Source organism: Xanthomonas sp. SI (assembly GCF_014236855.1).
GTDB lineage: Bacteria > Pseudomonadota > Gammaproteobacteria > Xanthomonadales > Xanthomonadaceae > Xanthomonas_A.
In genome coordinates this window covers 763,902-777,673 of sequence record NZ_CP051261.1, presented here as the reverse complement: position 1 = coordinate 777,673, position 13,772 = coordinate 763,902, and the positions used below count along the sequence as shown (strand labels likewise).

The following is a 13,772-nucleotide window of genomic DNA, read 5'->3' as shown; positions in this document are numbered from 1 at the left end:
AAACTTGACGCTTGCCCGCACCGCAAGCTGAAGGTGTTGTGATCGGATACGCGGTTTGCGTTGCGGCAACGGTGAAGATCTGCCTTTCGGGCCGAGGCGACGCCGGGCTGCAATCCCGTTTTCAGGCAACCGACGCGACGCGCTGACGCTGCGCCACGTCTTCGCCGGCATCGCCCTGCCAGATCAGGCGATGGAAATCGAAACCGGACTGCAGGCGCGGCTTCACCACGTTGAAGTAGGGCGAGACGTCGAAGTCGCGCGGCAGATACAGACTGTGATGACGGTTGTGCAGGATCTCCGCATCCTGCGCATCGGGCACCGGCACGCTGCCGATCTCCGGCAGGATCGGATAGCGGATCGCGCCGAAGGCCTGCGCCAGCAGCGTCGAGCAGATCGCCTTGGTCGGCTCGCCGCTGCCCAGTTCCAGGAAGCGGCGCTTCACCGACGACGGCAGTGGCGGGGTGCGGATCAGATAGCGCGCCAGATCGAGGATGTTCTTCAGGTCGTAGCTGTTGCCGACGCGGCTGACCATGTAGTCGACCACCGCGTCGATCTCCTCGGCGCCCAGCCCCACCGGACGGCAGATGCGTGTGTGCAGCCCGGCGAATTCGCTCAGCCCGATCAGGCGCACGCCGACGTTGATGTCCACGTCGCAGAACGTCGGCGCGTCCGCGTCGGACGCCGTTCCCAGGTGATCGCCGATGTACAGCGCGGCGTGCGACCAGGTGGACTGGCTCAGGTACTTGATCGCGGTGGAGAAGCGGCTGTTGCCCTCGACCAGCAGCACGTCGCCCTTGCGCAAGGTCGCCTGCAGCAGCTGCGGCGGACTGGTCGGCAGTTCCGAGCGGTGCCGGCGCGGCTTGGACAGGAACTTGGCCAGGTGACGACCCAGCAGGCGTGGCAAGGACAGCATGCGCGTTCCCTCATGGACAGCCCGATCCGGGCGGCGAAAGCGACTTCGCTTCTCCATGATGGCGGCGCTGCTGGGGAATTCTTGAGTGCTGGGCGGCCGACAGCGCGTCCTTCCTGCGGATAAGGGTACGGCTGCCGCCTCGTGCACCAACTCCGCGAGTCGCTTTCGCGCCGTACCCTCACCCCAACCCCTCTCCCGGTGGGAGAGGGGCTACGGCTGTTCCCTTCTCCCACCGGGAGAAGGTGCCCCGCAGGGGCGGATGAGGGTACGGGCGAAGCATCGCGCCCCCCAAACTCCGCGAGACGCTTCGCGTCGCACCCTCACCCCAACCCCTCTCCCAATGGGAGAGGGGCTACGGCTGTTCCCTTCTCCCACCGGGAGAAGGTGCCCCGCAGGGGCGGATGAGGGTACGGGCGAAGCATCGCGCCCCCCCAAACTCCGCGAGACGCTTCGCGCCGTACCCTCTCCCCAACCCCTCTCCTTGAGGTAGAGGGGCTACGGCTGCTCCCCTTCTCCCACCGGGAGAAGGTGCCCCGCAGGGGCGGATGAGGGTACGGGCGAAGCATCGCGCCCCCCAAACTCCGCGAGACGCTTCGCGCCGTACCCTCTCCCCAACCCCTCTCCCGGGGGGAGAGGGACTTGAACGCGGCGTCAGTCGCCGCGGCCGACCACCAGTCGCACTTCGACGCGGCGGTTCGGCAGCAGGCACTCCAGCAAGGCCGCACGCGGGGTCACGCCGGCGCACTGCTGCACCTGCTGGCTGTCGCCACGGTATTCATAGCGGATGCGGTCGGCGGCGACGCCGCGGCCGATCAGCAGTTCGCGCACGGTGCGCGCGCGGCGCTCGGACAGGCCCTGGTTGTAGTCGTGGCCGCGGCCGTCCATGCGGTCGGCATGGCCCACCAGCTCCACCTTCTGCAAGGTCAGCTTCTCTTCGGCGATGCGCGCCAGCGCGCGATCCAGGCTTTCCAGCGAATGGGTGCGGATGTCCTTGTAGCCGTCGCGGTCGAACTCGAACAGCACGTTGGCCACCAGCGGGATCGGCGCCGCCGCTGGCGTGTCCGGCCGCTCCGGCCCGCCGCACTGCCGTGCCAGCGCCTCGGCATCGTTGACCAGGTCTTCGGCGATCTGGATGTACGGCTTGGAATGGCGCCATTGCTGCTGGTTGAACTCGTTGCCGGCGTGCACCAGCTCGACCTCGCCGCAGGCCGCGGCCTGCTGCGCGCAGCTGAAACCGGCAGTGCCGTGCAGCGCGCGCAGGCGCTGCCACAAATCGTCGCGCAAGTACTTGGCGTCGTTGACCAGAGGCGTCTCGGTCGGGATCGTCGTGGCGCCCTGCTCCATCAGCTGCACCAGTTTCTCCGACTCGCTCAGCGCGCCTTGCGGGAACGCGCTGCGGTCGTTGCGGGTGTATTCGTGGAAGGACACGTCGAGCCAGCATTGCGCCTTGGACAAGGCGTAGTCGCGCACCGGGCGGCCGCCGTCGTTGAGCGCCTGGATGCGGTCCTGCACGGATTGGTAGCCGTGCAGGTCGGCGGCGATGGCCTCGTCGCTGATGCGTTGCTGCTGCGGCAGCAACTGGGTCTGCGCGTTGCCGGCGGCACAGGCGCCGAGCAGCAGCGCGGCGGCGACGGTGCGGGACAGGACGAAGCGGGAGTGGGTCGTGGTCATCATAGATTCCTCAGCGCGCCGGGTCGCGGTAACGGACCGGATCCCGGCGGAACAGGTCTTCGTCGAATTTGAAGCGCAGGCGCAGGAACACGCCCTGCTGGGTGTACTCGTAACCGGACAGGTCGCGGTCGGCGGTGTAGCCGGACCAGTTGTAGCCGGCCGACAGCCACAGGTTCTGGCGCAGCAGCCGGCCCACTTCCATGCCGTAGGCGTATTGGTTGGAACCGCTCTGGCCACGGAAGGTGGAGCCGAGCACGCCGATGTCCCAGTTTTCGGTGATGTCGTAGACCACCCGCCCGGACACCAGCACCGCATGGAAGCGGCTGTCCACGCGGCCGCCGTCGGCATAGGCGAAACGGTCCTGCTGCCACTTGCCGGCCACATGCGCGGTCAGCCACCACGGCCGCGACGGATGCCAGTCGGCATGGGTCGAGACGATGTGCGCACGGCTGCTGATGTCCTGGCTGCTGCCGTCCACCACCTGCCCGTCGAGCAGGGTCAAGCCGCTCTCGTCGCGCTCCAGCTTGTACTCGTAGCGGGCCAGCGCGTTGATCCGGTTGGTGTCGGTATCGCGGTAGGCCACGCCCAGCTGAAAGCGGTTCTGCAGCACGTCGCCGCGCGCGGCGTAGTCGGTCTGCAGCAGGTAGTTGCGGCCAAGCAGGGTCCAGTCGCGGCTGAGCTTGCGCGCCAGCATGAACTGCACCAGCGTGGTGTCGAACGCCTCGTCGGTCGCGGTCTGGGCGACGTCGCCGCTGATGCGGTATTCCACCCGCACCGAGCCGCGCCACAGCGGATTGACGCCGTAGTCCAGCGCCAGCGCCAGGCCGGTGGCATCGCCGGTGTTGCCGTCGTACACCTTGACGTGTTCGGCCGAGCTGCTCAGGCGCACGCCCTCGCGCACGTCCCAGGTGTTGCGGATGCCGGAGGCGGCCTGCACGTCGCGGCCGCTGATCGCATCGCGCATGCGGTACTCGGAGAACGCCTGGGTGTCGCGCACATAGCTGCTGTCGATACCGAACACCAGCGCATCGGCCTCGCGGTCGGTGGTGGTGATGCCGTAGGCGCTGGTCAGGCCGGTCTGCTTTTCGTAGCGGCCGTACAGGCGGCTGCGTTCCAGCACCTGGTAATCGACGCCGGCGGCGATGCGGTTGCGGCCTTCGCCGGACACGCTCTGCTCGTACTCCGCGCCCAGCGACAGTTTCGCGCCGACGCGGTAGCCGGCGCCGATGCGGGCGCTGTCCGATTCCAGGCGGGTGCCGATCGGCAGGTCGCTGGCGGTGCCGGTGACGGCGCTGCTGGAACCGATCACCGGCAGGCCGGTCAGCGGATCCAGCGGCTGCTGGCCGTAGCCGAGCGCGCCGCCGCCGGAGCCGGTGGCGAAGCCGCCGGTCAGGCCGCCGGTGTTGCCGTAGCCCAGGCCCGAGGACCACGGCGAGTACGCGCCGACGGTCTCGCGGATCGAACGCACACCGAAGTCCAGGGTGAGCTTTTCGGTGGCGCCGACGCGCACGCCGGCACCGCCGGCATCGCGCTTGCCGCCGTCCGGGTTGCGGTCCTCGCTGCGCAGGCCTTCGGCGTACAGGTCCACGCGCTCGGTCAGGTGATAGTCGATCTTGGCGTTGTACTCGCCGCGCCCGCCGAACAGCGGCGAGGCCGGGTTGTTGAACGCCGGATCGGTGCGCGCGGCGAACAGGTTAGCGTCGAGCTTTTCGCCGTCGTGGCCGAACTCCACGCGCCACGCATCGCCTTCGACGCGGCCGCTGAGATCCTGCAGGCCCGGGGTGGCGACCTGGTTGATCGAGTTGGTGTTGATCTCGCTCTGGGTGCGCGCGAACTCCACCGCCATCGCGGTATTCGGGCCGAAACGGTAGCCGGCGTTGACGCTGCCCATGCGGAATTCGGCGAACGGATTGCGGTCGTCCACCACCGCGCCGCCGACTTCCAGCGCATCGGTCAGCCGCAGCTGGCCGTCGGCGCCATAGACCCAGAAGCGCTCGGTGCCCTGGTCGAGTTCGTAGGTGATGCGCAGCGACACCGGATTGAGGTCGCTGTCGAACGTGGCCAGGAACTGGTTGAGCAGGATGCGCCCCGAGAACGGCTCGAAGCTATAATCCACCAACCGCGCCAGCGGCTGCACCGAGACGATCCGCGAGGGCTGGTTGCGGTCGCGCACGACCACTTCCACCCGCTCGCTGCCTTCCAGCACCGCGTTGTTGCGCAGTGCGTACGGGCCGCTGCCCTGGCTGGCGAATTCTTCGATCACCTGGCGCAGCGAGTCCTGGATGGCGAACACGTTGGAGCGCACGCGTGCGTTCTCGTAGTGCCAGCCCAGGCCGGTCGCGGTGCGGTTGTAGGTGCCGAGGCTGCGCTGCGGCATGCTGCTGCGCGCGCCCACGCCGGTCGCGGTGGCCAGCGTGTCGCCGGTCTGGAAATCGCCGTACAGCAGATAGCTGCGGCGGTTGTCCACGCGCACGTACAGGCGCTCGGCCGAACGCGCGTCGAAGCCGCGCAGCGAGGAGTCGCCGTACACCGGATAGAACTCTTCCGGCTGGATGTCGCGCAGCAGGCGGCCGCGCACGTCCTTGTCCGAATCGTAGGCGGCGGTGAGCAGGTATTCGCCCTTGATCCGGCCCTTGACGAAGAACGCGGTGCGCGCGGCGGCGTTGGCCTTGCCGTTGTTGAACTGTTTTTCCCAGCGGCGGATGTCGCGTTCGAACACGTCGTCGTGGTCGACCGGGGCGATCAGCCCGCTGTTGTCGCGGCGGCCGAAGTTGACCACGCCCTCGATCAGGCCGGTGGCGATCATCTCGCGCATTTCCGGCACGAACCCGATCGTGCCTTCGGCGCTGTGGCCGCCGGCGGTGACCCGCAGCACCACGTCCTGCGGCTGGTCCGGCGCGAGCAGGTCGAACTCGGCCACGCCGTCGCGCACCGGCAGCTGCACGCCCGGGGTGACCTTGTCGGCATCGGCCGCGCCCGGCCCCAGTTCGTCGGTGCGCGAGCCCGGCAGCAGGATGCGGCCGCCGGTGTGTTCGACGGTGGCGAAGGTTTCGCCCTGCAACGGCTGGCCGGCGTCGTCGAGCAGGCGCACGGTCACGTGCACCGGGGTCTGGCCGTCGGCCGGCGCGCCATCGCGGTCGACCTCCACCTGCACCTGGTCCATGCCCTGCGCGGCATGCGCGTCGAGCGTGCCGCGCGGCGCCAGCGTCTGCGCGGCGGCATCGGCGCTGCTCGGCGTGCGCGGGTACAGCGTGCCGGCCTCGCCCAGCACCGGCGTGAAGCGGCTGCTGCCGACGGTCTGCTGGGCCAGCGCCGGCAGCGCGGCCAGGGCGCAGGCGAGCAGGGTCAGCCGCGGCAGGCGGCGCGTCGTGACGGGCCGGCTCATGGTTGCACCTCCGCAGGAACGGTGACATCGGGCGGTGGGGTGCCGCGTGGCTTGACGATCGGCGCTTGCGCCGGGCTGTCGGTGCCCTGCTGCGGCGCGCGCAGCGGCTTGCTGCTGAAGCGCAGCGGCGCGTGGCCGGTTTCGGTTTCCGGCGCGCGCACTTCGCCTTGCGTGCGGCGCGCCTTGACCTGCTCGATCACCGGGTTGGAACAGCTGCCCTCGACGAAGTCGGCGCGGTGCAGCTCGCCGTTCTTGAGATCGATGAACAGGCTGTCGGCATCGCCGAGGTTGCGGTTGCTGCTGGTGGTCAGGCGCGAGCCGACCGGCAGCGTGCTGGCATCGACCTTCAGCGTGTGGCTCTGCGGCGGCAGGCCGCAGTAGCTGTACTTGCCTTCCGAATCGCTGATCACCCAGGTGCCGTCCTCGAAGTACAAACGCACGCCGGGAATGCCGAGCTCTTCGCGGTCCTGCACGTGGTTGACGTTGCAGTCCACGAACACCTTGCCGAGCACGCAGCCCTCCTCGGTGAACACGCCGCCGCTGACGCGCACGCGGTACTGCGCCTGGTTGGACGGCAGCGAACCGGAACGCGGTTGCAGCGAGACCGGATCGATACAGCCACCGGCGATCGAGCAGCCGTGCGCCTGTGCGCGGTTGATGCCGTCGCCCTGCTGCGCGCCGACGCCGATACGCACCCGGTAGGTCAGCGCGATCTGCTGGCCGACCTGGATCGGACCGGTGGCGAAGCCCAGGGTCGGGCCCGGCTTGCCCAGCGGCGCGGCCACGGCCACGCCGTTGGCGCGCGCGGTGCCGTCGATGTAGGTGAAGCCGCGCGGCAGGCGATCGACCACGTTCACCGTCTGCAGCGGGCTGCCGGCGGTCTGGCGGATGGTGATGGTGTATTGCACGGTATCGCCCACTTCGGCGGTCTGGCGGTCGCCGGTCTTGGTGATGGCCAAACCGGTGGCCACCGCGGTGTCCAGCGGGATGTGGTTGTGCACAATGCCGGCGGTGGCCGACCCGGCGAACAGCTGCAGGTAGTACTGGGTCGCGGTGCCGACCGGACCGGTCGGCGCCAGCGCGTTGGGCTGCACCTGGTAGTTGCTGCCCACCGCGCCGGGCGGCGACAGCGAACTGCCTTCGGCCGGGATCAGCGTGGAAACGAAGACGTAGCCGCCCGGTGGGGTCACTGTCAGCGCGAACTCGCAGCGCGCCGGCGCCGCCGGGCCGAACAGGAACTGGTAGTAGCCGTCGTTGCCAACGGTCATCGACACCGCGTTGCCGTCGATGCGGTAGCCGCCGGCCGCGGTGTTGAGCAGGCTGGTGGCCGGGTCGTAGCCGGCGCAGACGCCGACCGGGGCCAGGGTGACGATCGCACCGGGCACCGGGTCGCGGGTGACCGCGTCGTAGACCACGCCCGACGGATCCACCGGCAGGCTCTGCTGCGGCAGGTTCTCGCCGGCCTTGAGCACCACTTCCAGCTGGCTGATGCCGCCGTCGCTGACCCGGCACGAGCTGTTGCTGCCGTTGCTGATCGCCGCGTCGGCCGCGCACGGGGCGGCGGCGCCGGAAGCGGTCTCGCCGCTGACCGGGAACGCCCAGATGATCCCGGAGCTCGGATCGCGGAAGCGGATGTGCCACTTCTGCCCGGGGATCACGTCGCCGAAGCGGTAGCTGCCGTCGGCGGCGCTGAGCGTGGTCTTGACCACCTGGCCGCTGGTCGGATCGACCAGTTCGACGATCCAGTTCTGCAGGCGGCGATCGCCGCCGTCGAGCAGGGTGTCGTCGCTGCCCACGTCGAACCACACCGTGCCGGACACCGAGGCCGCCAACTGCACCTGGGTCGGCACGCGGCAGGCGTTCTGGGTGATCGCCGGATCGCACACCGGCAGCTGGGTCACGTCGCCCTCGAACGCGCCGCGTTCGGCCGGCGTCGGGCTGTGCGTGGCGTCTTCGCCACCGCCCTGCACCAGCACCGCGTTGTTGACCGGAGTGCCGGTCGCCGCGGCCGCGCCGACCGCGACCTGCACCTTGATGCGGTCGCTGGCGGTCTGTGCAGGCGCGATCAGCGTACTGGCATCGCAGCTGAAGCGGTCGCCGCCGACCGCGCCGGTGCAGGTCCAGCCGTTGCCGGTGGGCAGCGCCGCCAGGGTCACGCCCGGCGGCAGGCGGTCCTGCACCTGGTACACGCCGGCGGTCGGACGCGGGCCGATGTTGCGCACGCTGATCGTGTAGCTGGCGGTGTTGTTGACGGTGAACTTGACCGGGTCGGCGAGCTTGCTGACGACCAGGTCCGGGGTGTTGGCGATCTCGCCGAAGTTGTTGTCGATCGACTGCGCGCCCGGAGCCAGGATCACCGCGGAAATCGCCGACGGCACGGTCTCGCGCGGGGTCGCCACGCCGCGCGTGGCGCCGCCGACGGTACCGGCCGTGGTGATGCCGTTGCGGGTATCGGCCGGCTGATCGGGTTCGGTCACCGTGTAGGTGCCCGGACGCAGGTTCTCGAAGCGGTAGTGGCCCTGCGCGTCGGTCTGCACGCTCAGCTGCACCGCGGCGCCGAGATCGTCGGTGCCGGTCAGTACCACGCGCACGTTGGCGATGCCCGACTCGTCGCTGCCGACCACGCCGTTGTCGTCGTTGTCGTAGTACACGCGGCCGGACAGCGAGGCCGCCGCCACTTCGCCGAAGTCGTAGTGCTGGCCTTGCTGGTTTGCGCCGAGCACGATGGTGGCGATCGCCGACGGCGTGGTGGTCACGCCGGTGGCGGTGCCGCCCTTGTCGCCGGGCACGGTCTTGCCGTTGAGGGTGCCGGTCGGCTGGGTCGGCTCGGTCACCGTGTAGGTGCCCGGCAGCAGGCCGATGAAGCTGTAGTTGCCGGTCGCATCGGTCTTGGTGGTCAGGTTGACCGCCTGGCCGTTCTGATCGGTGCCGGTCAGCACCAGCTCCACGTCGGCCAGGCCGGTCTCGGCCGGGTCGATCACGCCGTCGTTGTCGTCGTCGCGCCACACCCGTCCCTGGATCGCGCTGCCGCTGGGGTTCTCGCCGAAGTTGAACTCGGTGCCGTCCAGGCCTGCGCCCAGCTGGATCTGCGAGATGCGGTCGGTGCTGGCCGCATCCGGGCCGCCGGGGGCGGCTACCGCGGTGCCGGGCACGCAGGTGGCCGCCGCGCACGCCGCGCCGCCGATCTGGCCGGGATTGATCGCGCTGGGACGGTTGCTGTACTGGCCGCTCGGCAGCGGCTCGCGCACGCTGTAGGTGAGCGTCGGATCCAGGTCGTCGAAGCGATAGGCGCCGTTGCCGTCGGTGCTGGTGGTGGCCAGCACCGCGCCGGTGGTGGCGTCGAGCAGTTCCACGGTGGCACCGGCGATCGCCGGATCGCCGCCGTCGCGCACGTTGTTGAAGTTCAGGTCCACGTAGACCCGGCCGGACAGGCTGGGACGACGCACTTCCGGGAAGTCGTAGCGCACCGCCGCGTCGGTCGCGCCGACCGGAATCGTGGTGTAGCTGGAGTTGGGACTGCCGGCGGCATAGGTGCCGCCCAGCGACGGCGCGCTGGCACCGGCGGCCGGCGGATCCACCGGGCCATTGCGATAGCCGGTGGGCTGGGTCTGGGTCAGCGTGTAGCCGCTGGCGCCGGCCGCCGACAGGTTGTCGAAGCTGTAGCTGCCGTCGGACGCGGTGGTGGTGCTGCGGTTGACCGCATTGCCGTAGGCGTCGGTGCCGCTCAGCACGATGGTCACGCCGGCGATGCCGGGTTCGCCGTTCTGGCGCACGCCGCCGTTGCCGCCCGCGCGGTCGCGGTCCTCGAACACGGTACCGGCCAGCGACGCCCGGGTGACCAGGATCGGCACGGTGGACGTGTTGTTCGGCGGGACGCGATCGACCTGCTCGGTGGTGATGGTGGCGGTGTTGTTGATCGCCGACGCGCCCGGATAGGTATCCCAGCGCACCGGCACCACGATGCGCAGCTTGCCGCTGACGGTGACGTCGCCGAGGTTGCAGGTCAGCGTGGCCGAGGCCTGGGTGCAGCTGCCGGTGCCGTTGGGCACTTCGCCGCCACCGCCGCCCGGGATCGGGCCCTTCTTCTGCCAGGTCACCTGGCCGACGACCACCAGCCCGGCGGGCAGCGTGTCGCTGACCACGGTGCCGGTGCCGTTGAGCGGGCTGCTGCCGCTGCGGTCGCGCGACAGGCTCGCGCCGGGACCGTTGTTGACGCCGTCGATCACGTAGAAGAACGGCTGGCGCAGGCCCACCGAGGTGGCGTTGGCCGGCAGCGCCGCATCCGGATCGGCGTCGGGCGCGGTGGTGACCACGTGCTTGCTCACGCCCACGTCGGCGGACGCGCGGATCGTGGTTTCCTGGCTGGCGCCGTTGTTGGCGGTGTTGCTGTCGGTTTCGGCGGACGTGGCCTGGGCCAGGTTGCTGACCGTGTCGCCGGCCGCGCCGGGCGGGGTGTCGTAGCGGTAGCGCAGGTACAGCGTGCTGGTCTGGCCGGACGCGACCACGCCGGCGACGTTGGTGCTGAAGCCGATGCCGGGCATCAGGCAGTTCAGCACCTGCACCGCGCCCACGGTCGGGTTGCTGCCGGAGGTCACCGAACAGGCGGCCGGATCGAAGGTGCCGGTGGGCGTGGCCGAGGCGCCGATGAAGGTGACGGTGCGGCCGGATGGCGGAGTGAAAGTGTCGGCCAGGCGCACGTCGGTGGCGACCGACGGGCCGTTGTTGCGGATGGTGATGCGGTAGGTGATCAGGTTCGCCGCGGCATTGGTCGCGTCGAAGCCGAGCGGGTCCACGCCGCCGGTGAAGCCGGTGTCCACCTTGTTGGTGATCAGGTCGACCTGGCCGGCCTCGAACGGCAGCTGCGCGCTCTTGCTGTCGTCGCTGGTGTCGGTATTGAAGTCGTAGGTGTTGCCGTCGCCGTCGGTACCGGCAGTGGCATCGCCGTTGCCGTCGCCATCGATGTCCACCACGAAGTCGGCGATGTTGTCGAACTGGCGGCCGGTGTTGCCGCTGTTGACGTTGGGCCGGATCACCACCTGCAGGGTTTCGGTCTGCTCGTTGGTGAGCGAAGGCAGCGCCGGGCACTGCACGGTGACCTGCGCCGGCGAACCGGTCGGGTTGGCATAGGAGGTGCCGCCGGCATCGACGGTGACCGTCACCCCGGCGCCAGCGGTGGCAGTACAGGCCTTGGTGCCGGCGCCGGTGCGCTGCGCGGACACCAGCACGAAGCCCGAATCGTTGGCCGGCAGGGTGAACACGTCGCGGAAGATCACCCCGGGCACCGTCGACGGGCCGCGGTTGATGTAGGACATCACATAGGTGGTGTTGACGCCGGCGCGGCCGGGCGTGCCCGAGGAAATGGTCTTGGCGGTGGTGGCGACGTTGGCCACGCGCGCGATGCGGATCCAGTCCGAGGCCTGGTTGTTGTTGCCGTTGAGCTCGCCCACCGAACCGGCCACGGCCGCATCGATGCCGACCCCGGCGGTGTTGCAGAACGCGCCGCTGATGGCGGTGCCGCCGCAGGTGCCGGCGGGCTGGTTGAAGCTGTCGAACAGCGCGCGCTTGACCTGGATGACGATCTGCGCGCTGGCGCCGTTGGCCAGTGCGTTGGTGCCGGAGCGGCAGACCACCGAGGCGCCGTTGATGGCGCAGTTCCAGCCGACCGGGGCGGCGGTCACGCTGATCTGGGTGCGGCCGTTGACGAAGCCGGGCACGGTGTCGTTGACCACCACGCCGGTGGTGCTGTCCGGGCCGTTGTTGGTCACGGTCAGGGTGTAGCTGAGCGTGTCCTGGTTGGCCGCCAGCACGTTGTCGGCAGCGCCGGCACCATTGGTCTGCTTGGCGATGGACAGGTCGGCGCGCTCGTCGGTGGTGCGGGTGCCCGCGCCCGAGCAGTCGTTGCCGGTTTCCGGGTCGCGGTCGATGCCGTTGCCGGTCAGCGGCTCGATCGAGCCGCCGGAGCCGCCGGTACAGGCGTTGTTGAGCAGGTTGGCCGAGGAACTGCGCGCACGCGTCAGCAACTGCAGCGTCGGCGCCTGCGCGCCCACTGCCAGCGGCAGCGAACCGGCGCCGAGGTCGCAGGTCACGTGCTGCACGCTGGAGCCGCTGTAGGCCTGGTCCACGCTGCAGGTCCACGCGCCGCTGGCGAACGCCACGCCCGGCTGCGCCACGCTGCCGTCCGGCTGCAACAGCTCTTCGCCGGTCGCCAGCGTATCCACCGTCTGCACCTGGCCGGTGGCCGGGCGCGGACCCATGTTGCGCACGACGATGCTGCTGGTCATGCGGCTGTCCAGATCGCTGCCGACGCCGCTCCACACCGGCACCAGCGCCGGGGTCTTGGTCTTCTGCAACGACAGGTCGGCACCGTCGGCGAGCACGGTGAAGGTGGTGCTGCCGGTGTTGTCGGTGCTGTTCGCGTCCGGCGTGTCGGAGCTGGCGGTGGCGCTGTTGGTGACGTCGCCGCTGCTGTTGGTGCCGGACGCCGGCACCGTGCTCTCGATGGTGAAATCGGCCACGGCGCCGACCGCCAGGCTGCCGTTCAATGCGCAGGTGCGGGTGGCGTTGCCGTTGCTGTTGGTGCAGGTCCAGCCGGCCGGCACGGTGCCGCCGCTGGCCAGGAAGCCGGTGGGCAGGTTGTCCACGAAGCGCGGATTGAGCGCGGCGCTCGGGCCCTGGTTGCGCACCTGGATGTTGAAGGTGACCGGCTGGCCGGAGATCGCCGGCGAGGGGTTGACGCTCTTGCTCAGCGCCAGGTCGGCGCCGGCGGTGACCGTGGTGGTCACGCTGCCGGTGTTGTTGTCGGGCAACGGATCCGGCGTGGAGCCGGCCTGCACGCGTGCGGTGTTGACGATGTTGCCGCTGGCCGCGGTGACCCGGGCGCGGAAGGTGAAGCTGCTGCTGCCGCCGTTGGCCAGCGCGCCGGCGTGGGTGGCGGTCATGCTGCCGCTGTTGAAGGTCCAGCCGCTGCCATTGAAGCTGTTGGCCACGTACTGCACCGCGGCCGGCAACGTGTCGACCACGGTGAAGCCGGCCGAAGCGCTGGGGCCGGCGTTGCGCACGGTGACGGTATAGGTGACCTCGGCGCCGGCGACGACCGGGTTCGGCGTGGCGGTCTTCTCCACGCTCAGGTCGCCCGCCGATTCCAGCGTGGTCGCTTCCAGGCGGCGATTGTTGGCCGCGTTGCTGTCGCCGGCGAAGAACGGATCGGCATCGGCCAGCGACGCGATCGGCGTGCTCGCCGCGGGCAGGCCGGTTTCCACGCCGATCGCGCCGCGGATCTCGATCGTGCCCGGGACCAGGCCGACCGTGCTCACCGGCAACTGGAAGGTCACCGGCGCGCCGTTGGAAGAAAAGGTACCGACCAGCGTGCCGACCCGGCATTCGATGCGCTGCGCGTTGCCGGCGGCCACGCTGCAGGACGACGGCAACGGCGAGCCCGCCTGGGCACCGGCGGGCAGGTCGAAGATCACCACCGCGTTGTTGACCGTATCGGCGGCACTGTTCTCGACGGTAACGCTGTAGACCACGTTGCCCCCGGCCGGCGTCGGATCGTAGCCGGTGTCGGACAGGTTGGTGATCTGCAGGTCCGCGGCCGCGGCCAGCGCAGGCGCGGCCGACAGCAGGACGGCCATCAGCAACCGCAAGCGTCGCCCCGACGACGCCGTGGTCCGGTGGTATTCGCAGGCGGCACGCGCCCACGCCCGCAGTGCAGCCGCACGGCTGCCGCGCATCAGATGATCCATGTGCCTCTCTCTCCCCAAGCATCCAAGCCGGACCCACGAACCGGCGCCCCAGGCCTAGGCC

General features: G+C 70.0%; 4 protein-coding genes. All 4 read right to left on the bottom strand.

What is annotated here, in order from left to right; all coding sequences use genetic code 11:
- Positions 1–121: 121 nt before the first annotated feature.
- Positions 122–913, bottom strand: a complete 792-nt coding sequence (locus HEP75_RS03420; protein ID WP_185825459.1) for a lipo-like protein — start codon at positions 911–913, stop codon at positions 122–124.
- A 651-nt stretch (positions 914–1,564) separates the two neighbouring features.
- Positions 1,565–2,584 carry an OmpA family protein gene (locus tag HEP75_RS03415; RefSeq protein ID WP_185815172.1) on the bottom strand — a complete coding sequence of 340 codons (1,020 nt, stop codon included), beginning with the start codon at positions 2,582–2,584 and terminating at the stop codon, positions 1,565–1,567.
- 10 nt (positions 2,585–2,594) lie between these two features.
- The gene (locus tag HEP75_RS03410; protein WP_185825458.1) at positions 2,595–5,969 is read right to left on the bottom strand and encodes a hypothetical protein; all 3,375 of its coding nucleotides are present in this window, start codon (positions 5,967–5,969) and stop codon (positions 2,595–2,597) included.
- Entirely contained in the window at positions 5,966–13,600 is a 7,635-nt protein-coding gene (locus HEP75_RS03405) for an SdrD B-like domain-containing protein (protein WP_185825457.1), read from the bottom strand. The genes HEP75_RS03410 and HEP75_RS03405 overlap by 4 nt, the downstream gene beginning before the upstream one ends.
- Positions 13,601–13,772: the final 172 nt, after the last annotated feature.

Coding starts and splice junctions, on each gene's coding strand:
- HEP75_RS03410 (WP_185825458.1), bottom strand. CDS start 5,969: ATGAGCCGGCCCGTCACGACGCGCCGCCTGCCGCGGCTGACCCTGCTC.
- HEP75_RS03420 (WP_185825459.1), bottom strand. CDS start 913: ATGCTGTCCTTGCCACGCCTGCTGGGTCGTCACCTGGCCAAGTTCCTG.
- HEP75_RS03405 (WP_185825457.1), bottom strand. CDS start 13,600: ATGGCCGTCCTGCTGTCGGCCGCGCCTGCGCTGGCCGCGGCCGCGGAC.
- HEP75_RS03415 (WP_185815172.1), bottom strand. CDS start 2,584: ATGACCACGACCCACTCCCGCTTCGTCCTGTCCCGCACCGTCGCCGCC.